The sequence below is a fragment of the Microbacterium sp. 70-16 genome (assembly GCF_001898315.1).
In the GTDB taxonomy this organism is placed as follows: Bacteria; Actinomycetota; Actinomycetes; order Actinomycetales; family Microbacteriaceae; genus Microbacterium.
On sequence record NZ_MKTQ01000008.1, the window covers coordinates 165999 to 185957 of the forward strand.

A 19959-nucleotide genomic window follows, 5' to 3' on the forward strand; every position below is an offset into this window, starting at 1 on the left:
TCTCTCAGCCCTCCCGCCTCGCCCTTCAATCTCGCGGGACTCAGCCCTCCCGCCTCGACCTTCAATCTCGCGGGAACAGGGGGCGCGCGGCTACCGTGGGAGCATGTCCGACACGTACAGCAACCCCCTCGACGACCCCGCCGCCGATCCGTTCGAGATCGCGGCACAGGCGGCATCCGACATCACGCGCCTCACGGGCGTCGAGCAGCACGACATCGCCCTCACGCTCGGAAGCGGCTGGGGCAAGGCCGCCGAGCTCGTCGGCGAGACGACGGCCACGATCCCGGCGACCGAGGTCACCGGCTTCAGCGCGCCCGCCCTCGCCGGCCACGTCGGATCGCTGCGCAGCATCCTGACGCCCACGGGCAAGCGCGTGCTCGTGATCGGCGCGCGCACCCACTACTACGAGGGCCACGGCGTGCGCCGGGTCGTGCACAGCGTGCGCACGGCCGCCGCCACCGGCGCGAAGACCATGGTGCTCACCAACGGCGCGGGCGGCATCAAGACCACGTGGAGCCCGGGCACGCCCGTCCTCATCAGCGACCACATCAACCTCACGGGCGACTCGCCGCTCGAGGGCGCGACCTTCATCGACCTGACCGACCTCTACTCGACGCGCCTGCGCGACCTCGCACGCACGATCGACCCCTCGCTCGACGAGGGCGTGTACTGCCAGTTCCGCGGCCCGCAGTACGAGACCCCCGCCGAAGTGCGGATGGCGAAGACCATCGGCGGCCACATCGTCGGCATGTCGACGGCGCTCGAGGCGATCGCCGCGCGCCAGGCGGGCATGGAGATCCTCGGGTTCTCGCTGATCACGAACCTGGCCGCGGGCATCCAGACCACTCCCCTGAGCCACGCCGAGGTCATCGAGGCCGGCCAGGCCGCTGAGCCGGTCATCTCCGACTTGCTCGCCCGCGTGATCGGCCTGCTGTGAGCGCCGCGCCATCGCCCCTGGAGGCGGCGCGAGCCTGGCTCGCGCAAGACCCCGACCCCGTCACGCGCGACGAGCTCTCGGCGCTCATCGACGCGGCATCCACCGGGGATGCCTCTGCCGCGGCCGACCTCGACGATCGGTTCGGCGCGCGCCTCGCGTTCGGCACGGCCGGCCTGCGCGGGCGCCTCGGCGCCGGCAGCAACCGCATGAACCGCGTGCTCGTCTCGCAGGCGGCGGCGGGGCTCGCGGCCTATCTGCGCGAGAAGGCGGGGCCGGATGCCACGCCGCTCGTCGTCATCGGATACGACGGCCGCCGCAACTCCGACGTCTTCGCGCAGGATTCCGCCGAGCTGTTCGCCGGAGCCGGCCTGCGCGCCGTGCTGCTGCCGCGCCTGCTGCCGACGCCCGTGCTCGCGTTCGCCGTCCGGCACCTCGGCGCCGCCGCGGGCGTCATGGTCACGGCATCCCACAATCCGCCCGACGACAACGGCTACAAGGTCTACCTCGGCGGCGCCGACGACGGATCGCAGATCGTGTCGCCGGCGGATGCCGAGATCGCCGCCCACATCGACCGCGTCGCCGCGACGACGCCGCTCGGCGACCTGCCGCGCGGCGCATACGAGATCGCCGATGAGTCCGTCGTCGACGCGTATGTCGCGGCGACCGCGGCGGTCGCTCCGGCACCCGCGGGCGCGGCGGGCATGAACTGGGTGTACACCGCGATGCACGGCGTCGGGTACGAGACGCTCGCGTCGATCCTGCGCGCCGCGGGGTACCCGCTGCCGGTTGTCGTCGAGGCGCAGATCGAGCCGGACGGGCGCTTCCCCACGGTCGCGTTCCCGAACCCGGAAGAGTCCGGCGCCATGGACCTGTCGTTCGCGACGGCGCGGGATGCCGGGGCGGAGTTCATCCTCGCCAACGACCCCGACGCCGACCGCCTCGCCGTCGCGATCCCGGACGAGGGCGCCGAGGGTGGCTGGCGGCGGCTCACCGGCAACGAGACGGGGCTGCTGCTCGGCTGGCGCGCCGCGCGGCGGGCGAGTGCCGGGGCATCCGGTTCACTGGCCTGCTCGCTCGTCTCGTCACCGGGACTGCAGACGGTCGCCGAGCACTACGGCCTGGACTTCCACGCGACGCTGACGGGGTTCAAGTGGATCTCCCGCGCCCCGGGACTCGTCTACGGCTTCGAAGAGGCGCTCGGCTACCTCGTCAACCCCGACACCGTCCGTGACAAGGACGGCGTCTCGGCGGCGGTCGCGATGCTCGGCATGATCGCCGAGGCCCGCGCAGAGGGGCAGACCGTCGCCGACCTGCTGGCGGAGTTCGCAGACACGTTCGGCTTCTTCCAGTCCGGGCAGGTGTCGCTGCGCGTCGACGACGTCGCGGTGATCGGCCGCATCATGGCCGCGCTGCGTGCCGACCCGCCCGCGCAGATCGGCGACGTCGCCGTCGAGCGCATCGACGATCTGCTCACCGGTGTCGACGGGTTCCCGCCCGGCGACGTGCTGCGCCTGTGGCTCGTCGACGGCTCGCGCGTCATCGTGCGGCCCAGCGGCACGGAGCCCAAGCTCAAGGCGTACCTCGACGTGCGCGGCGACTCGGCAACAGACGCCGCGTCGCGCCTCGCCGCGCTCGACGCGGGCGCCCGCGCCCTGATCGCCGCGGCGCGGGCCTGAATGGCGCGGGCCTGAGCCACCCGTCGCGTTCGCAATTCAGTCTCTGCGCCTGCTGGCGCGTCGGATGCCCGCGCCGTTCCGCGGCGCGGGCATCCGACCGAGGTCACGGAGACTGAATTGCGAACGGGCCACGGCGCATAACTCAGGCAGATTCCACCGCAGCGCGCGCAATGCGCCGCTCGGACGGGATTCTGCCTGAGTTATGAACCCCGTAGGCTCGAGGCCGTGCTGCTGACCGACCCCGTCACCCTCGAGAACGCCCACGTCCGGCTCGAACCGCTGGCGGCCGCCCACGCGGCCGACCTTGAGAGCGCCCGCGAGGGGCTCGAGTACGCGTGGTATACGTCGGTTCCGGCGTCGGCCGCGGAGGAAATCACCCGCAGACTCGCCGAGCGGGATGCCGGGCGCATGAACCCGTTCGCGGTGATCGCGGGCGGCCGCGCCGTCGGCATGACCACCTTGTGCACGATCGACCAGCCCAACCGGCGCGTCGAGATCGGCTACACCTGGCTCTCACCGACGGTGCAGCGCACGGCTGTCAACACCGCCGCGAAGCTGTTGTTGCTCGGCCACGCGTTCGAGCAGTGCGACGCCATCGCCGTGCAGTTCTGCACGCACTGGCACAACCGCCAGTCGCGCGCCGCGATCGAGCGCCTCGGCGCGAAGCGGGACGGCGTACTGCGCAACCACCGCATCGGGCCGGACGGCACGCTGCGCGACACGGTCGTCTACTCGATCCTCCCGCACGAGTGGCCCGCCGTCCGCCGCAGCCTGCAAGAGCGCCTCGCCCGGGGCTGACGCGCCAGCCCGGCCGAGCGCGCCCCGCCCGGCTGAGGGCGCCTCGCCCCGGGGCTGACCCGCCCCGCCCGCGGCGTGACGTGCCACACCCCGTCACACCCGCGACGCAACTGCAAGGGATGCCACGCGACACGCCGGCCACGCGCGCCCGCGCGCGGCGTGTCGAACGCGGGGCCTTGCAGTTGCGTCACGGCGACGCAGCGCGCGTCACCGAAGCGCGGCGTCCGTCACGGTCGAGCAGGCGCGCGGCACAGCGACGCGTCGCGCGTCACCCGTCGACGACGGCGACGAGCTCGTCCAGGAACGCCGCGAAGGTCTCGCCGCGGCGCACGATGCGCTGCACGCTCTCGCGTTCGCTGAACACCTCGACGAGCTGTTCGAACACCGTCTGGAACGCCTCGCGATCACTCTCCGAGAAGGCGACCATCGCGACAACCTGCACGCGGCCCTCACCCCACTCAATCGACGGGTCGGCGATGCCGACGGCGATCGCCGTGCGGGTCGCGGTCATCCCGAGCGCGTGCGGCACGGCGAGCGCGTCGGTGAAGGCCGTCGACGACAGCCGTTCGCGCTCGAGGGTGCGCTCGACGTAGTCGTCGTCGATGACGCCCTGCGCCACCAGGCGCGCGCCGAGCCGGCGGATCACCATCTCTGCCGTCGCCCCGGGCCGGATCCGCCCGACGAACGCGTCGGCCGAGAAGTACCGCCCCAGTTCGTCGCGCAGCCGCGCGAGCCGGCGCGCCCGGCGCACGCGCCCCGCCGCGGCCTGCACGCGCTCGACGTCGCTCTCGGTCAGGAACGGCTGGATCCGCACGATCCGCTCCGACAGCGCGGGCGCGTCGATCGTCGTCAGGATGAGGTCGGTGTCGATGGCATCCCAGTCGGGGTCGACGCGCGTCTCGACGCCGACGACGTCGATCGCCTGCCCGAGCGACTGGTCGACGCTCGAGCGCAACAGCTCATGCAGCTCGTAGTATCCGGGGCACACGATCGTCGCGGTCAGCTGCGCGCCGGCACGGCGGCTGCGTTCGAGGCGCCCGCCGACGTGCATCGCGATGTAGGCGATCTCATCGTCCATGAGTGGGATGCCCAGGATCCCCTGCAGCCCGTCCGAGATGAACACCGCGATCTCGAACATCATCGGGTAGGTCGACTTGAGCGACCGGGTCAGCGGGTTGCGCGACCACGCCTGCTCGCGTGCGCGCAGGCGCAGGTTCTGCACGTGCAGCGCGAGGCGCATGACGAAGTCCTCGTGGTCGATGTCGACGAGGAACTCCGCCGCGGCTCGCCCGACGACCTCGCGCACCGCCTGTTCGACATCGGGCTCGAGGCGGGAGCGGATGACGGATGCCGCCTCTCCCGCCCCCGGCGCGACGACGCGGCTCAGCACGAGCGCGCCGAGATGCCGGCGGTCGCCGGTGCCCAGGCGCACGTCGAGGTGCTCGGCACAGAGCCGCTCGACGAGCGCGCTGACCTGCTCCTGGGCGTCGGCTTGGGCGTCGAACTGCGCGTCGGCCTGAGCGTCCGAACGCGCCGGCTCGGACGGGACGTCGAGCGCGCGTCCGTGCGCGACGCGGTCGGCGGTGATCGCGATGTGCAGCATGACGTCGCCGATGCCGAACTCGTTGACGAAGTAGCCGAGGGCGCCGAGGCCCGCGACGAGGTCGCTCTTGAACGGCCCGAACGCCTCGGCACCGATCGATCCCTCGCCGAGTGTGCGGCGCACGGCGGCGAGGTCGAACGCGCCCTCGTCGGTCTCGTCGTGCACCAGCGTGCTCAGCAGCCGGCGCTGCGCCATCTCGGTGCCGCGCAGTCGAGCGCGGGCGGCGGTGCGCTCGAGCACGAGACCCGTGCCGCCCAGCAGCGCGCGCACGCGACCGAGGTCGCCCTCGAGCGTCGCCGGGCTCACGTGGAACTGGTCGGCTGCCTCGAACACGTCGACGCCGTCGGATGCCGCGAGCAGCGACCGCACGAGGCGGTGCACGCGCTCACGTGGGCTGTCTGCATCGATCGCCGCACGCTGCGCGGCACCGGCATCCGTCCCCGCCCGGTACCCCAGTGGGCCGGACTCGACGACGGCCCCGTCGGGCACCCGTGCGTTGAGCGCGGTCACGTAGCTGCGGATCGAACGCGGGGTCACGCCGACGACGTCGGCGAGCTCTGCCGCGGTCATCCAATCGGCCTCTCGCACCAGCAGGGCGATGACCCGATCCTGGCGCGTTCTGCTCACGAAACCAGTCAACCATGCGCCGCGCGGTTGTCTTCCGCCCCCGCGGAAGCGAGAGTGGTTGTCCACTCCCAGGTCTTTCACAAGAATGGCGGAAGAGGAGGCGGATCGATGAGGATCCTCGTGGTGTGCGGCGCCGGAGCGTCGAGCACGTTCGTGGCGCAGCGGGTGCGGCATGCTGCACACGCGGCAGGCCGAGACCTGACCGCCGTCGCCGGCACCGAGCAGTCGCTGCCGATCGACCTGGATGCCGCGGACGTCGTGCTCGTCGGACCCCATCTGCACGACGCGCTGGACCGCATCCGTCGTCAGGCGGAGTATGGGGCGGCGAGTGTCGTGCTGCTGCCGCCGGACATCTTCACCGACCTCGACGGGACGCGCACCCTCGCGCTCGTCGACTCCGCCCTGAACGGCGAACACCGCGAACCACCTGCCGACCTGCCCCCTGCCACGGAAAGGAACCCCGCATGACCGAGGCCACTCGGACGATCCGCGTCGGATCGTCGAACGGACTGCATGCCCGCCCCGCGAAGCTGTTCGCCCAGGCGGTGAAGGACGCGGGCATCCCCGTCACGATCGCGAAGGGCGCGGGCGCCCCCGTCAACGCCGCGAGCATCCTCGGCGTCATCTCGCTGGGTGCGGAGAAGGGCGACTACGTGACGCTGGTCGCCGACGGCGACACGGCCGAGGCCGTGCTCGACACCCTCGCCGAACTGCTGACGACCGACCACGACGAAGCCTGACCGGCGCCCGACCGGACTATCGAAGAGCATCACAAGGAGAACACGGACATGACTGAACTGCGCGGAGTGGGCATCGGACTCGGCGTCGCCCAGGGCCCGGTGGCCCGCATGGCGGAGCCGCTTCCCGCCCCCGAAGACGCTCCCTCGACGCTGACCCCCGACGAAGAGCTCGCGCGCGTGCGCGAGGCCGTCGCGGCCGTCGCCCGCGAGCTCGAGGAGCGCGGCTCGAAGGCCGGCGGCATGGCCCGCGAGGTGCTCGAAGCGCAGGCCATGATGGCCGAGGACCCGACGCTCGACACCGAGGTCTCCACCCGCGTCAACGCCGGCAAGACCGGCGAGTTCGCCGTGCACGCCGCGTTCGCGAGCTTCCGCGACACCCTCGCCGCGATGGGCGGCTATCTCGGCGAGCGCGCCGCCGACCTCGACGACGTCGCGCAGCGGGTGATCGCGCGGCTGCGCGGCCTGCCCGCGCCGGGCGTGCCCGACCCGGGGCATCCGTTCGTCCTCGTCGCGAAGGACCTCGCGCCCGCTGACACCGCCCTGCTCGACCTCGACAAGGTGCTGGCGCTGGTCACCACCGACGGCGGGCCGACCTCGCACACCGCGATCCTCGCCCGCGAGAAGTCGATCGTCGCGGTCGTCGGTGCGGCGAGCGCCAAGGACCTCGTCGACGGCGAGACGGTCATCGTGGATGCCGCGAAGGGCGTCGTCACGACCTCGCCGACCGCCGACGAGCTCGAGCAGGCGCAGCACCGCGCCGACGCGCGCGCTGCCGCGGCATCCGCTCCCCTCACGCCCGGCGCGCTCAAGGACGGCACCGCCGTGCCGCTGCTCGCGAACCTCGGCAAGCCCGGCGGCGCGGCCGAGGCCGTCGAGCTCGGCGCCGAGGGCGTGGGCCTGTTCCGCACCGAGTTCCTGTTCCTGTCGGCGACACAGGCGCCGACCGTCGAAGACCAGACCAAGTCGTACACCGAGCTGCTGGCGGCGTTCCCCGGCAAGAAGGTCGTCGTGCGGGCGCTGGATGCCGGTGCCGACAAGCCCCTCGCCTTCCTCAACGACGCCCACGAAGACAACCCCGCCCTGGGCCTGCGCGGCCTGCGCGCGCTGCGCGCCAGCGAGGACATCCTGCGCGAGCAGCTGACCGCCCTCGCGAACGCGGATGCCGCGACCGAAGCCGACCTGTGGGTCATGGCGCCGATGGTGTCGACCCTCGAGGAAACGGAGTACTTCGTCACTCTCGCGAAGGAGTACGGCATCAAGACCGCTGGCGTCATGGTCGAGGTCCCCTCCGCGGCGCTGATGGCCGACCGCGTGCTCGCCGAGGCCGACTTCGCCTCGATCGGGACGAACGACCTCACGCAGTACACGATGGCCGCCGACCGCCTGCTCGGGTCGGTCGCCTCGTTCCAGGACCCGTGGCATCCCGCTGTGCTGCGCCTCATCAAGGCGACCGCCGACGGCGGCAAGACCAACGGCAAGCCGGTCGGCATCTGCGGCGAGGCCGCGGCCGACCCGCTGCTGGCGGTCGTGCTGGTCGGCATGGGTGCGACGACGCTCTCGATGGCGCCGACGGCCCTCGCCGACGTGCGCGCATCGCTTCTGCAGTACGACCTCGCCGACGCCCAGCGCATCGCCGAGGCCGCCCTTGCCGCCGATGACGCGGCATCCGCCCGAGCCGCAGCCCAGGCTGCGGCCGAGAACGCCGCGTAGTCGCGCGGTCCACCCGAAGGAGAACAGCAAATGACAACGGCGTCAACCACGAAGCAACCGGGAGGGGCACGGGTCGCAGTCCAGCGATTCGGAACGTTCCTTTCCGGCATGATCATGCCGAACATCGCGGCGTTCATCGCGTGGGGCTTCATCACGATGCTCTTCATCTCGGCCGGATGGCTCGGGGGCTGGTACCCCGTCTCCAATCTGCTGGGTGGGTTCGGTGATGCCGCCACGATCGGCTGGCAGGGCGCGATGACCGCGCTGGCCCAAGACGACAACGGCGTGACGTTCACGACGTTCGTCGGCCTCGTCGGCCCGATGGTGACCTACCTGCTGCCCCTGCTCATCGCGAACACCGGCGGCCGCATGGTCTACGGCGAGCGCGGTGGTGTCGTCGCGTCGATCGCGACGATGGGCGTCATCGTCGGCACCAACATCCCGATGTTCCTCGGCGCGATGATCATGGGGCCGCTCGCTGCCTGGGTCACCAAGCAGATGGACAGGCTGTGGGACGGCAAGATCCGCCCCGGCTTCGAGATGCTGGTGAACAACTTCTCCGCCGGCATCCTGGGCATGCTCCTGGCCATCGTCGGCTTCTTCGCCTTCGGTCCCGTCATGCTCGGCATCTCGACGTTCCTCGGCGGCATCGTCGGCTGGCTGGTCGATTTCAACCTGCTGCCGATCCTGTCGGTCATCGTCGAACCCGCGAAGGTGCTGTTCCTCAACAACGCCATCAACCATGGCGTGTTCACCCCGTTGGGGATCCAGCAGGCCGCCGACACCGGCAAGTCGATCCTGTTCCTCATCGAGGCCAACCCCGGACCGGGCCTCGGCCTGCTGCTCGCCTTCACCTTCTTCGGTGTGGGGGCCGCGAAGGCTTCGGCGCCCGGCGCGATCGTCATCCAGTTCTTCGGTGGCATCCACGAGATCTACTTCCCGTACGCGCTCGCCAAGCCGCTGACGATCCTCGCCCTGATCGCGGGTGGCGCGACGGGTGTGACGACCAACATGCTGCTCGGCGGTGGTCTGTCCTTCCCCGCGGCTCCGGGCAGCATCATCGCGGTCACCGCCGCGGCGTTGACGCCCGAGGCGGGCGGCGCCGGCAACCTGCTCGTCGTGTACCTGTCGGTGATCCTCGCGGCGACCGTGACGTTCCTCATCGCGGGTGTGATCCTGCGCGCATCGCGCAAGCGTGATCTGGCCGCCGACTCGAGCGCCTCGTTCGAGGCGGCGATCGCCCAGACCGAGGCGAACAAGGGCAAGAGTTCCGACGCTCTGGCGGGGCTGCGTGCGGGGGCTGCCGCCAGCGCCGCGGTCGGCGCCGACCAGGCTCCGGTGCAGGCTGATCTCGCCGCGGACGCCGTGTCCGGCGGCGTGACGGCCGCGGTGACCAAGCCCATCGCCAACATCGTGTTCGCGTGCGACGCCGGCATGGGGTCGTCGGCGATGGGTGCGAGCGTGCTGCGCAACAAGATCAAGAAGGCCGGCTTCGGCGACGTCTCGGTGACCAACAAGGCCATCGCGAACCTCGACGGCAGCGAAGACCTCGTGATCACGCAACAGCAGCTCACCGACCGCGCCCGCGCGCGCACGCCCGAGGCCGTGCACGTCTCGGTGGACAACTTCATGAACTCGCCCAAGTACGACGAGGTCGTGGACATCGTCCGCAGCCAGCACCCCGACCAGGGCTGACCGATACCGCGTGGCCGGGCCGGCGAGATGCCCCCGGCCACGCGGCCGTCTCCGCAGCCGCTCCGGCGGACGCGATCCCGCCGCCGGCGGGGCACACGAGCCAACACACCACGAGAGACACCACAGAAGGAGCGCACCATGGCACGCAGCGTGCTGAACGTCGGGCAGATCCGGATCCACCCCGGGTCCGTGAGCAAGGAAGAGGCGATGCGCGAGGCCGCGAGCATCCTGCAGGATGCCGGGGCGGTGACCGGCGCCTACTTCGACGCCATGCTGCAGCGCGAAGAGACGGTGTCCACCTACATGGGCAACGAGCTCGCGATTCCGCACGGCACGAACGAGACGAAGGACACGATCCTCGACTCGGCGCTGTCGTTCGTCCGGTACGACGGCGGGATCGACTGGGGCGGGCAGCCGGTGACCTTCGTCGTCGGCATCGCCGGCAAGGGCGACGAGCACCTCGACATCCTGTCGCAGATCGCACTGATCTTCTCCGAGGACGACGACGTCGCGCGCCTGAAGACCGCGCAGACCCCCGAAGAGCTGTTCGCGCTGCTCTCGTCGGTCAACGAGTAGGGCTGACGCCATGAAAGCCGTTCACTTCGGCGCCGGCAACATCGGGCGCGGGTTCGTCGGGCTGCTGCTGCACGAGGGCGGCTACGAACTCGTGTTCTCCGACGTGGCCACTCCCCTCGTCGACGCGATCAACGCCGTCTCCGAGTACACCGTGCACGAGGTCGGTGAGGGCGGTGTTGACACCGTCGTGACCGGCTTCCGCGCCGTCAACAGCCAGACCGACCCGCAGGCCGTCATCGACGAGGTCGCGACCGCGAACATCGTGACGACGGCCGTGGGTCCCACGATCCTGAAGTTCGTCGCCCCGCACATCCTCGCCGGTCTGGCTCTGCGCGACCCCGGGTCGCCGCCGCTGCAGATCATGGCATGCGAGAACGCCATCAACGCCACCGATCTGTTGCGCGAGGAGATCCAGGCGCAGGCCGGCGACGCATGGGACGCCGTGTCGGGCCGCGCCGTGTTCGCCAACACAGCCGTCGACCGCATCGTGCCGGCCCAGCCGCCGGGCGCGGGCGTCGACGTCACCGTCGAGCCGTTCTTCGAGTGGGCGATCGAGCGCGGGCCGTTCGGCGACACCCCCCCGACGATCCCGGGCGCCCATTTCGTCGACGACCTGGCGCCCTACATCGAGCGCAAGCTGTTCACGGTCAACACGGGGCACGCCGCGACCGCGTACTTCGGAGCCCAGGAGGGCATCGAGAAGATCTCGGATGCCCTCGCCAACGGCGCCATCGCCGCGAAGGTGTCGGCGGCGCTGGAGGAGACCTCCGCGCTGCTCGAGGCCGTACACGGACTGGATGCCGCCGACCTCGCCGCCTATCGCGCGACGATCCTGCGCCGGTTCGCCAACCCCGCGCTGCCCGACACCGTCGGGCGCGTCGGGCGTCAGCCGCTGCGCAAGCTCTCACGCCACGAGCGGTTCGTCGGGCCCGCCGCGGCGGCCGCCGAGCGGGGGCTGTCGACGTCGGCGCTCGTGGCCGCGATGGGCGCCGCCCTCGCGTTCGACGACGCCGAGGACGAGCAGTCGGTGCAGCTGCAGCAGCGCTTGCGCGCCGAGGACGCCGACGCCTTCACCGCCTCGGTGACGGGCCTGGAACCCGGGCATCCCCTCTTCGCGCAGGTCGCCGAGGTCGTCCGCGCGCGCCAGTCCGACCTCGGGGTGTAGCGCGGGCCGCGGGGCGCCGCGGCCGACGGGCTGGGCGCCGGGCCGCCCCACCCGCGAAACAGCAGTGGTGCACCGAGACAGCACCGATGGTGTGCAGTCTCGGTGCACCACTGCAGTCTCGGCGTAGAACGGCCGGCGCCGGCGCGGGCGACGGGGCGCGGGTCAGCCGCCGAAGCCCTCGCCGATCAGCTCGATGAGCTCTTCGCGCTCTTCGACCGAGAGGAAGGCGCCGGCGGCGGCGTTCAGCTGGAACGCCTCGAGGTCTTCCAGGCGGTACTCGAACGTGTCGGCGAGCAGCGCAAGCTCGCGCGTGAGCGACGTGCGGCTCATCGTGCGGTTGTCGACGTTGACCGTGACGGCGAAGCCCAGCTGATACAGCAGGTCGAAGGGGTGATCCTCGAGCGAGGTTCCCCACTTCGCGATCGCGCCGGTCTGCAGGTTCGACGAGGGCGAGAGCTCCAGCGGGATCTCGCGGTCGCGCACCCAGCGGGCCAGGTCGCCGAAGGTCACGAGCACCTCGTCGCCCTTCTGCTGGACGACCTCGAGGTCCTCCGCGATGCGCACGCCGTGCCCGAGCCGCAGCGCACGTCCGTCGATGAGCGCCGAGCGGATCGAGTCGAGACCGGCAGCCTCACCGGCGTGCACCGTGACGGGGAAGAAGTGGGATGCCAAGTAGTCGAAAGCATCCCGATGGTTCGACGCGGGGAACCCGTCCTCGGCACCGGCGATGTCGAACCCGACGGCGCCGCGGCCGCGGAACGCGACGGCGAGCTTCGCAATCTCGAGCGACCGGTCGGCGTGCCGCATCGCGGTGATCAGCTGACCGACACGGATGTCGCGGCCCGTGCCCGACACGGCATCCTCGCCCTCTTCGATGCCCTCCTGCACGGCCTCGACGGCCTCTTCGAGCGAGAGTCCTGCGCCGAGGTGCTGCTCGGGCGCCCAGCGCACCTCGCCGTAGATCACGCCGTCGGCGGCGAGGTCTTCGACGAACTCCTTCGCGACGCGGCGCAGCCCGTCGGCGGTCTGCATGACGGCGGTCGTCAGGTCGAAGGTCTTGAGGTACTCGACCAGCGACCCCGAGTCGCTCTGATCCTCGAACCAGTCGGCGAGGTCGTCGGCGTCATCCGCCGGCACCTCGAGGTCGATCTCGTCAGCCAGTTCGATGATCGTCTGCGGCCGCAGCGCGCCGTCGAGGTGGTCGTGCAGCGACACCTTCGGCAGAGAGCGGATCGAGACGCCGTCGAGCTTCGCGTCGCCGTGCTGGTCGATAGCCATGAGTGGTGCTCCTCGGGTGGATGCGGGTGGTGCGGGTGGCCCTTCGACAAGCTCAGGGACCAGAGGGTGGTGCGGTCGGCCCTTCGACAAGCTCAGGGGCCAGGGGGTCAGGCGGTGATGCGCTCCAGGACGAGCGGGCTGGGCGACGGCGCCACGGCGCCGATCTCCCAGGCGCCCTCGACGGCGTCGAGCGCGCGCGCGAAGCGGTTCTCATCATCGGCGAGCAAGGTGAACAGGGGCTGTCCTGCGGTGACGGCATCGCCGGGCTTCACGTGCAGGTCGATGCCCGCCGCGTGCACCACGGGATCCTGCGCACGCGCGCGGCCCGCGCCCAGGCGCCACGCCGCGATGCCGAACGGCAGGGCCTCGAGGCGCGTCACGACGCCCGCAGCGGATGCCGTGACGACGTGCGTCTCGCGCGGCGTCGGTAGCGCGGCATCCGGATCGCCGTCCTGCGCACGGATCATCTCGCGCCACGCGTCCATCGCGCGGCCGTCCCGCAGCGCCGCCTCGACATCGGCATCAGGGAGCCCTGCGAGCGCGAGCATCTCGCGTGCGAGCGCGACGGTCAGCTCGACGACGTCGGCGGGGCCGCCGCCGGCGAGCACCTCGATGGATTCGCGCACCTCGTTCGCATTGCCGATCGCGAGGCCCAGCGGCGTGTTCATGTCGGTCAGCAGAGCCGTCGTCGCGACGCCCGAGTCGGTGCCGAGCGCGACCATCGTGCGCGCGAGCTCGCGCGCCTTCTCGACGTCCTGCATGAACGCGCCGGAGCCGAACTTGACGTCGAGCACGAGCGCGTCGGTGCCCTCCGCGATCTTCTTCGACATGATGCTCGAGGCGATCAGCGGGATCGCCTCAACCGTCCCGGTGACATCGCGCAGCGCGTACAGGCGCTTGTCGGCGGGTGCGAGACCCGAGCCGGCGGCGCAGATGACCGCGCCGACGCCCCGCAGCTGCGCCGTCATCTCGTCGTTCGACAGCGCAGCGCGCCAGCCCGGGATCGACTCGAGCTTGTCGAGCGTGCCGCCGGTATGGCCGAGACCCCGGCCCGACAGCTGCGGCACGGCGACGCCGAAGGATGCCACGAGGGGTGCGAGCGGCAGGGTGATCTTGTCGCCGACGCCACCCGTCGAGTGCTTGTCGACGGTGCGCTTGCCGAGACCGGCGAAGCTCATCCGCTCCCCCGACGCGATCATCGCGTCGGTCATGACGCGGATCTCGTCGCGGGTCATGCCGTTCAGCAGCACCGCCATCGCGAACGCCGCCATCTGCGAATCGGCGACGTACTCGCGCGTGTAGGCGTCGATCATCCAGCGCAGCGCGTCGTCGGGCACGGCACCGCCGTCGCGCTTGGTGCGGATGACGTCGACGGCGTCGAAGGGCTCGACGGCGGGCGCCTCGACCGGCCCCTCAACAGGCTCGGGGACCACAGGCTCAGGGACCACGGCGGTCATCGGGCAGCCTCGAGGTCGCGCGGGCCGAAGGCATCCGGCAGCACTTCGTCGATCGTGCGGATGCCCGACACGGTCTCCAGCAGCATGCCGGGCAGCGCGAACTCGTTGAGCAGCTGGCGGCAGCGGCCGCACGGCATGATCGTCTCGCCGTCGTTGTTGACGCACACGAACGCGACGAGCTCTCCGCCGCCCGACATGTGCAGGTCGCCGACGAGCGCGCACTCCGCGCACAGCCCCACGCCGTACGAGGCGTTCTCGATGTTGCAGCCCGAGACGATGCGACCGTCGCTCACGAGCGCCGCCGCCCCCACGCGGTAGCGCGAGTACGGCGCGTAGGCGCGCTGCATGGCCTCGGTGGCGACGTGCCGCAGCTCGTCCCAATCGATGTCGGTCATCGTCATCCCTTCACGTACGGCACGCCGTCCGCGGCGGGGGCGCGCGATTTCCCGACGACACCGGCGACCACGAAGATCGTGACGACGTACGGGAGCATGAGCATGAACTCGCTCGGCACCGGCGATCCGATGACGCTGAGCGAGTTCTGCAGACTCGAGGCGAAGCCGAACAGCAGCGCCGCAAGGGTCGCCTTGATCGGATCCCACTGGCCAAAGATCACGGCCGCGAGCGCAATGAAGCCCGCGCCGGCGGTCATCTCCTTGTTGAAGGCGATGCCGTTGCCGATCGTGAACACCGTGCCGCCCAGGCCCGCGATGGCTCCGGCGAGCAGGACGTTCCAGAACCGGGTCGCGTTGACCTTGATGCCGACGGTGTCGGCGGCCTGCGGGTGCTCGCCGACGGCGCGCAGGCGCAGACCCCAGCGCGTGCGGAACATCGCGAACCACACGACGAAGACGATGACGTACATGAGGTACACGAGGATCGTCTGGCGGAACAGCACCGGCCCGATGACCGGGATGTCACTCAGCAGCGGGATCGGCAGGCGCTCGAGCCGCGGCGGCGTGTTGAGTGCGGCGGCGTTGGGCTGCAGCACCTGCGAGTAGAAGAAGCTCGTGAGGCCCGTGACGAGCACGTTCAGCACGACACCGACGATGACCTGCTCGACGAGGTACTTGATCGCGAACGCCGCAAGCACGAAGGCGACCAGCGCGCCCGCGATCATGGCACCCGCCATGCCGAGGAACGGCTGCCCCGTCACCGATCCGATGACGGCCGCCGTGAAGGCGCCCGCGAGCAGCTGGCCCTCGATCGCGATGTTGACGACACCGGCACGCTCGCCGATGACACCGGCGAGGGCGCCGTAGATGAGCGGCACGGCGAGCGTCAGCGCGCCCGACAGCAGTCCCGGCACGGGCAGCGACGCGCCGCTGGCAGCCCACGTCAGGAACCCGACGATCGCCACCAGGATGTACACCGACACCAGCCACAGCGGCGAGCGTCCGTGGCTGCGTACGAAGAACGCCGACAGCGCCGTGAGCAGGACGAGCACGGTCAGGCACACCGTGACCGTCGGGCCCACGGGCACGACGAGGTCGGGCAGCGCGAGCGAGTCCTGCGCGGTCGACAGCCGGAACGTGGTCTCGCCGCTGCGCGGGGCCGCGAAGATCAGCACCGCGAACAGCACCGCGAACACCGCGAGGGCGATCGGCGCCTTCCAGCTGCGGATGAGGGTGGTCTCGGGGACGACCTCGTCGGTCGACACGGCCACGGACGCGCTCACGACGCCACCTCCTCTGCCTGGACTTCGGCTTTCAGCTCTTTCTGCCGTGCCTTCTCGGCACGACGCCGGTCACGCTCGGGCGAGGGCAGGAAGAAGATCGTGCGCACGAGCGGCGGCGCCGCGATGAAAAGCACGATCACCGACTGCACGACGGTGACGATCTCGACCGGGATCTGCTCGGCGGCCTGCATCGAGTAGCCACCGGCCTTGAACGCACCGAACAGGATGCCTGCGGCGAAGGTGCCCCACGGCGTCGAACGCCCCAGCAGCGCGACCGTGATCGCGTCGAAGCCGATGCCGGCGTCGATGTCGGCCGAGAAGCCCGTCGTGATCGTGCCGAGCACTTGGTTGACGCCGGCGAGACCGGCGAGCGCACCGGCGATGAGCATCGCGTAGACGTACATGTTCTTCACGTCGATGCCCGCGACGCGTGCCGCGTTGGGGTTCAGGCCCACGGCGCGGAATTTGAAGCCGAGGTTCGACCGGCTGAGGATCCACCACACGAGGATCGTCGCGCCGATGACGAGGATGAATCCGAAGTGCAGGTTGAACTGCGGCCCGAACAGCGCCGGGAGGATCGCCGTCTCCTTCATGGCCGGCGTCTTCGGGTTGTTCGAGCCCGGCGCCTGCAGCAGACCCTGCGTGCGCAGCATCCACGAGATCAGGTAGAACGCGATGTAGTTGAGCATGATCGTCACGATCACCTCGTGCGCGCCCGTGCGTGCCTTCAGCAGACCCGCGATGCCGGCCCACAGGGCGCCGCACAGCATGCCGACGAAGAGTGCGACGAGCATGTGGATGCCCCACGGCAGGTCGAACGAGAACGCGACCCAGCCGGCGCCGGCGGCGGCCATCAGCATCTGGCCACGGCCACCGATGTTGAACATGCCGACGCGGAACGTCAGTGCGACGCCGAGACCGGCGGCGATGAGCGGCGTCGCATACGTGAGCGTCTCGGTGAGCGGCCGGATGGCACGGGCGAACGTCGGCGCCTCGAAGTTGTAGATCGCACCGCGGAACAGCGCGCTGTAGCCGCCCGCGACCGACTGCCAGATCGCGACGAGGGTGTCACCAGGGCGCGCGAAGAAGTACGCGGATGCCGCCTGCACATCCTTGTCGGTGAAGGCGATCATGATGCCGCCGACGATGAGAGCCAGGACGACGGCGAGCACCGAGATGATGGCGTTGCCCTGGGTGATCTTCAACCACGTGTCGTGCCACTTCGACGGCGGCGCGACGTCGGTTGCGGGGGTGTCGGTGCTCATGCGGCCGCTCCCTCGGTCGGCGATTCGCCGGCCATCATGAGGCCCAGCGTCTCGCGTGCGGTGTCGCCGGGGACGATCCCGACGATGCGGCCGCGGTACATCACCATGATGCGATCGGCGAGGGCGGCCACCTCGTCGAGTTCGGTCGAGACGACGACGACGGGGATGCCGGCGTCGCGGGTTTCGATGATGCGCTTGTGAATGAACTCGATCGATCCGACGTCGACGCCGCGCGTGGGCTGGGCGGCGACCAGCAGCGTGAGGTCGCGGCTCATCTCGCGCGCGATGACAACCTTCTGCTGGTTGCCGCCGGACAGCTGCCCGACATGCGTGTCGATTCCGGGCGCGCGGACGTCGAACTCATCGAACTTCTCGCGCGCAAATTCGGCGAGGTATCCCCGTTGGAGGTTGCCGCCCTTGACGAAGGGAGCTCCGTCGGAGCGGTCGAGCATGAGGTTCTCGGCGATCGTGAAGTCGCCGACGAGGCCGTCTTCATTGCGATCCTCGGGGACGAACCCGACGCCCGCGTCGAGGATGCGACGGATGCTCTGGCCGACGAGCTCGCGTCCGTTCAGCGTGATCGAGCCGCGCACCTGCGACTGCATGCCCAGGAGCGCCTCGGTGAGCTCGGTCTGCCCGTTGCCCTGGACGCCCGCGATCGCGAGCACCTCGCCGCCGCGCACCTCGAACGACACGTCGTTGACGAGCACGGTGCCGAACGGGTCGAGCACCGTGAGCCCGGCGACCTCGAGTCTGCTGTCGGTGAGCTTCGGGGCATCCTTGTGCACCGTCAGCTCGACGGCACGGCCGACCATCATCGAGGCGAGGTCGGCGTTGGAAGACGTGGGGCTGGCTTCGCCGACGACCTTGCCGAGGCGGATGACGGTGATCTTGTCCGCGACTTCGCGGACTTCGCGCAGCTTGTGCGTGATGAAGACGATGGCGGCGCCCGCGTCGCGCAGCTGCCGCATGATGCCCATGAGCTCGTCGGTCTCTTGCGGCGTGAGGACGGCGGTCGGCTCGTCGAAGACGAGGACCTGCGCGTCGCGCGAGAGCGCCTTGATGATCTCGACGCGCTGCTGCACGCCGACGGGGAGGTCTCCGACGAGGGCATCCGGATCGACGTCGAAACCGAATCGGGCGGAGATCTCACGCACGCGTGCGCGGGCCGCATCCAGGTCGAGGACGCCGAGGGCCTTGGTGGACTCGTGGCCGAGCATCACGTTCTCGGCGACGGTGAAGACGGGGATCAGCATGAAGTGCTGGTGCACCATGCCGATGCCGGCACGCATCGCGTCGCCGGGACCCTGGAAGTTCTGCACGCGGTCGTCGAGCAGGATGGTGCCCTCGTCGGCCGTGTACAGGCCGTAGAGCACGTTCATGAGTGTCGACTTGCCGGCGCCGTTCTCGCCGAGCAGGCAGTGGATCTGCCCGGGCTCGACGACAAGATCGATGTGATCGTTGGCGACCAGGGTGCCGAACCGCTTGGTGATGCCGCGGAGTTCGAGCTTCATGCTCCCGATCCTATTGAGCGGTGCGCCGTGCGCACAGATGGACAGGACGTGCGAATGGGGAGGCAGGTCGCGACCTGCCTCCCCATTCGAGGTCGGCGTCAGCCGGCCAGGTAGGACTCGACCGTGATGTCGCCCGAGATGATCTTCGCGGTGATGTCGTCCAGCTCACCCTGCAGGTCGCTGGAGACCTTCGACTCGAAGTCGTGGAACGGGGCCAGGCCCACACCGTCGTTCTCGAGCGTGCCGACGAACGGCGTCGCGTCGAAGTCGCCCGTGGCGGCGGCGGTGACAGCATCCTCGACACCCACGTCGATCAGCTTGCGGATCGAGGTGAGCAGCAGGTCGGCGACCGACGGGTCGGTCTCGTAGACGTCGGCGTCGACACCGATGAGGGCGATCTCACGACCCGAGTCGCGGATCACGGAAGCAGCCGACTGGTAGATCGGACCACCGACGGGAAGCAGCACGTCGACGCCCTGGTCGACGAGGCCCTGGGCCGCGTTGATGGCGTCCTGGTTGGCCGTGAACGCGCCCGTGAAGACACCGTCCTGCGCCGCGCGGTCCCAGCCGATGACCTGGACGTCGTCGCTCTTCTCGGTGTTCCAGTAGTCGACGCCCTGCGCGAAGCCGTCCATGAAGATCGAGACCGTCGGGAAGTTCTGGCCGCCGAACGTGCCGACCTTCTTCGCGGTCGAGTAGGAAGCCGATGCGTAGCCGGCCAGGAAGGCCGCCTGGGCCGTGTCGAACAGGATCGGCTTGATGTTCGGCGCGTCGGTCTCGCCGTCGAAGTCGGTGTCAGCGGAGTCGTCGATCATGACGTACTCGATGTCGGGGTTCGCGAGGGCCGACTCGACCGTTGCGGAAGCCAGGGCGAAACCGACCGTGATGATCAGCGTGCAGTTCTGGTCGACGAGGTTCGTCAGGTTCGGAGCGAAGTCGGACTCGGAGTCGGACTGCACCGTGATCGGGTCGTCGAGGCCGAGCGTTGCTGCTGCGCGGACGAGGCCCTCGTAGCCGAGCTGGTTGAACGACTTGTCATCGAAGCCGCCCTGGTCCGAGACCATGCACGGCTTGAAGCCCTCGATGACGTTCGAGGTGTCGCCGCTCGCGCTGGGGGTCGTGGTCTCCGGTGCCGAGCCGCAGCCCGCGAGAGCGATGATGAGCCCAGCGGCAGCTGTGATGCCGGCGAGCTTCTTGGTGGTCGAGATGGTCAATGCAGCCTCCACATTGATATGCCGCG

The 19959-nt window shown here is 70.2% G+C and carries 17 protein-coding genes; 9 read left to right on the forward strand and 8 right to left on the reverse strand.

Annotated features, from left to right (window positions below):
* Nucleotides 1-103: 103 nt before the first annotated feature.
* The 3 genes from BGO46_RS01270 to BGO46_RS01280 all read left to right on the forward strand — a co-directional run bounded on the left by BGO46_RS01270 (nt 104) and on the right by BGO46_RS01280 (nt 3411).
* A complete protein-coding gene (locus BGO46_RS01270; protein ID WP_292674437.1) occupies nt 104-937 on the forward strand; it encodes a purine-nucleoside phosphorylase in 834 nt (277 codons plus the stop codon).
* Nucleotides 934-2613, forward strand: a complete 1680-nt coding sequence (locus BGO46_RS01275; protein ID WP_292674436.1) for a phospho-sugar mutase — start codon at nt 934-936, stop codon at nt 2611-2613. The genes BGO46_RS01270 and BGO46_RS01275 overlap by 4 nt, the downstream gene beginning before the upstream one ends.
* Before the next feature lie 225 nt (nt 2614-2838).
* Nucleotides 2839-3411, forward strand: coding sequence for a GNAT family protein (locus BGO46_RS01280; protein ID WP_292674434.1), 573 nt, complete (start codon nt 2839-2841; stop codon nt 3409-3411).
* Between the two features lie 268 nt (nt 3412-3679).
* On the opposite strand, the gene BGO46_RS01285 is transcribed toward BGO46_RS01280, so the two are convergent.
* Nucleotides 3680-5641, reverse strand: a complete 1962-nt coding sequence (locus tag BGO46_RS01285; RefSeq protein WP_292674432.1) for a PTS sugar transporter subunit IIA — start codon at nt 5639-5641, stop codon at nt 3680-3682.
* A gap of 108 nt (nt 5642-5749) precedes the next feature.
* Here BGO46_RS01285 and BGO46_RS01290 point away from each other — a divergent pair, with 108 nt between their 5' ends.
* The 6 genes from BGO46_RS01290 to BGO46_RS01315 all read left to right on the forward strand — a co-directional run bounded on the left by BGO46_RS01290 (nt 5750) and on the right by BGO46_RS01315 (nt 11527).
* The gene (locus BGO46_RS01290; protein WP_292674430.1) at nt 5750-6109 is read left to right on the forward strand and encodes a PTS sugar transporter; all 360 of its coding nucleotides are present in this window, start codon (nt 5750-5752) and stop codon (nt 6107-6109) included.
* Entirely contained in the window at nt 6106-6381 is a 276-nt protein-coding gene (locus BGO46_RS01295; RefSeq protein ID WP_292674428.1) for an HPr family phosphocarrier protein, read from the forward strand. The genes BGO46_RS01290 and BGO46_RS01295 overlap by 4 nt, the downstream gene beginning before the upstream one ends.
* Nucleotides 6382-6429: 48 nt before the next feature.
* On the forward strand, nt 6430-8091 hold the full coding sequence (gene ptsP / locus BGO46_RS01300; protein ID WP_292674425.1) for a phosphoenolpyruvate--protein phosphotransferase: 1662 nt from the start codon (nt 6430-6432) through the stop codon (nt 8089-8091).
* A gap of 30 nt (nt 8092-8121) precedes the next feature.
* On the forward strand, nt 8122-9786 hold the full coding sequence (locus tag BGO46_RS01305; protein WP_292674422.1) for a PTS mannitol transporter subunit IICB: 1665 nt from the start codon (nt 8122-8124) through the stop codon (nt 9784-9786).
* A gap of 138 nt (nt 9787-9924) precedes the next feature.
* Nucleotides 9925-10362, forward strand: coding sequence for a PTS sugar transporter subunit IIA (locus tag BGO46_RS01310; RefSeq protein WP_292674419.1), 438 nt, complete (start codon nt 9925-9927; stop codon nt 10360-10362).
* A 10-nt stretch (nt 10363-10372) separates the two neighbouring features.
* Nucleotides 10373-11527, forward strand: coding sequence for a mannitol-1-phosphate 5-dehydrogenase (locus BGO46_RS01315; RefSeq protein WP_292674416.1), 1155 nt, complete (start codon nt 10373-10375; stop codon nt 11525-11527).
* Nucleotides 11528-11689: 162 nt separating this feature from the next.
* On the opposite strand, the gene BGO46_RS01320 is transcribed toward BGO46_RS01315, so the two are convergent.
* The 7 genes from BGO46_RS01320 to BGO46_RS01350 all read right to left on the reverse strand — a co-directional run bounded on the left by BGO46_RS01320 (nt 11690) and on the right by BGO46_RS01350 (nt 19933).
* Nucleotides 11690-12805 (reverse strand): adenosine deaminase, encoded by a 1116-nt coding sequence (locus tag BGO46_RS01320; protein WP_292674413.1) that lies wholly within the window; start codon nt 12803-12805, stop codon nt 11690-11692.
* A gap of 107 nt (nt 12806-12912) precedes the next feature.
* Nucleotides 12913-14262 carry a thymidine phosphorylase gene (locus BGO46_RS01325; RefSeq protein ID WP_292674410.1) on the reverse strand — a complete coding sequence of 450 codons (1350 nt, stop codon included), beginning with the start codon at nt 14260-14262 and terminating at the stop codon, nt 12913-12915.
* Nucleotides 14259-14657 carry a cytidine deaminase gene (locus BGO46_RS01330; protein WP_292674407.1) on the reverse strand — a complete coding sequence of 133 codons (399 nt, stop codon included), beginning with the start codon at nt 14655-14657 and terminating at the stop codon, nt 14259-14261. The genes BGO46_RS01325 and BGO46_RS01330 overlap by 4 nt, the downstream gene beginning before the upstream one ends.
* A 2-nt stretch (nt 14658-14659) precedes the next feature.
* The gene (locus BGO46_RS01335) at nt 14660-15940 is read right to left on the reverse strand and encodes an ABC transporter permease (protein WP_292674404.1); all 1281 of its coding nucleotides are present in this window, start codon (nt 15938-15940) and stop codon (nt 14660-14662) included.
* A complete protein-coding gene (locus BGO46_RS01340) occupies nt 15937-17205 on the reverse strand; it encodes an ABC transporter permease (protein WP_292674401.1) in 1269 nt (422 codons plus the stop codon). The genes BGO46_RS01335 and BGO46_RS01340 overlap by 4 nt, the downstream gene beginning before the upstream one ends.
* Entirely contained in the window at nt 17202-18719 is a 1518-nt protein-coding gene (locus tag BGO46_RS01345) for an ABC transporter ATP-binding protein (RefSeq protein WP_292674398.1), read from the reverse strand. Before BGO46_RS01345 ends, BGO46_RS01340 begins: the two co-directional genes overlap by 4 nt.
* Before the next feature lie 98 nt (nt 18720-18817).
* Entirely contained in the window at nt 18818-19933 is a 1116-nt protein-coding gene (locus tag BGO46_RS01350) for a BMP family ABC transporter substrate-binding protein (protein WP_292674395.1), read from the reverse strand.
* Between the last annotated feature and the right edge of the window lie 26 nt (nt 19934-19959).

Bases quoted from the DNA above. Each gene is read 5' to 3' on its own strand.
- BGO46_RS01270 (WP_292674437.1), top strand. From the start codon at position 104: ATGTCCGACACGTACAGCAACCCCCTCGACGACCCCGCCGCCGATCCG.
- BGO46_RS01290 (WP_292674430.1), top strand. From the start codon at position 5,750: ATGAGGATCCTCGTGGTGTGCGGCGCCGGAGCGTCGAGCACGTTCGTG.
- BGO46_RS01295 (WP_292674428.1), top strand. From the start codon at position 6,106: ATGACCGAGGCCACTCGGACGATCCGCGTCGGATCGTCGAACGGACTG.
- ptsP (WP_292674425.1), top strand. From the start codon at position 6,430: ATGACTGAACTGCGCGGAGTGGGCATCGGACTCGGCGTCGCCCAGGGC.
- BGO46_RS01305 (WP_292674422.1), top strand. From the start codon at position 8,122: ATGACAACGGCGTCAACCACGAAGCAACCGGGAGGGGCACGGGTCGCA.
- BGO46_RS01310 (WP_292674419.1), top strand. From the start codon at position 9,925: ATGGCACGCAGCGTGCTGAACGTCGGGCAGATCCGGATCCACCCCGGG.
- BGO46_RS01315 (WP_292674416.1), top strand. From the start codon at position 10,373: ATGAAAGCCGTTCACTTCGGCGCCGGCAACATCGGGCGCGGGTTCGTC.
- BGO46_RS01320 (WP_292674413.1), bottom strand. From the start codon at position 12,805: ATGGCTATCGACCAGCACGGCGACGCGAAGCTCGACGGCGTCTCGATC.
- BGO46_RS01325 (WP_292674410.1), bottom strand. From the start codon at position 14,262: ATGACCGCCGTGGTCCCTGAGCCTGTGGTCCCCGAGCCTGTTGAGGGG.
- BGO46_RS01330 (WP_292674407.1), bottom strand. From the start codon at position 14,657: ATGACCGACATCGATTGGGACGAGCTGCGGCACGTCGCCACCGAGGCC.
- BGO46_RS01340 (WP_292674401.1), bottom strand. From the start codon at position 17,205: ATGAGCACCGACACCCCCGCAACCGACGTCGCGCCGCCGTCGAAGTGG.
- BGO46_RS01345 (WP_292674398.1), bottom strand. From the start codon at position 18,719: ATGAAGCTCGAACTCCGCGGCATCACCAAGCGGTTCGGCACCCTGGTC.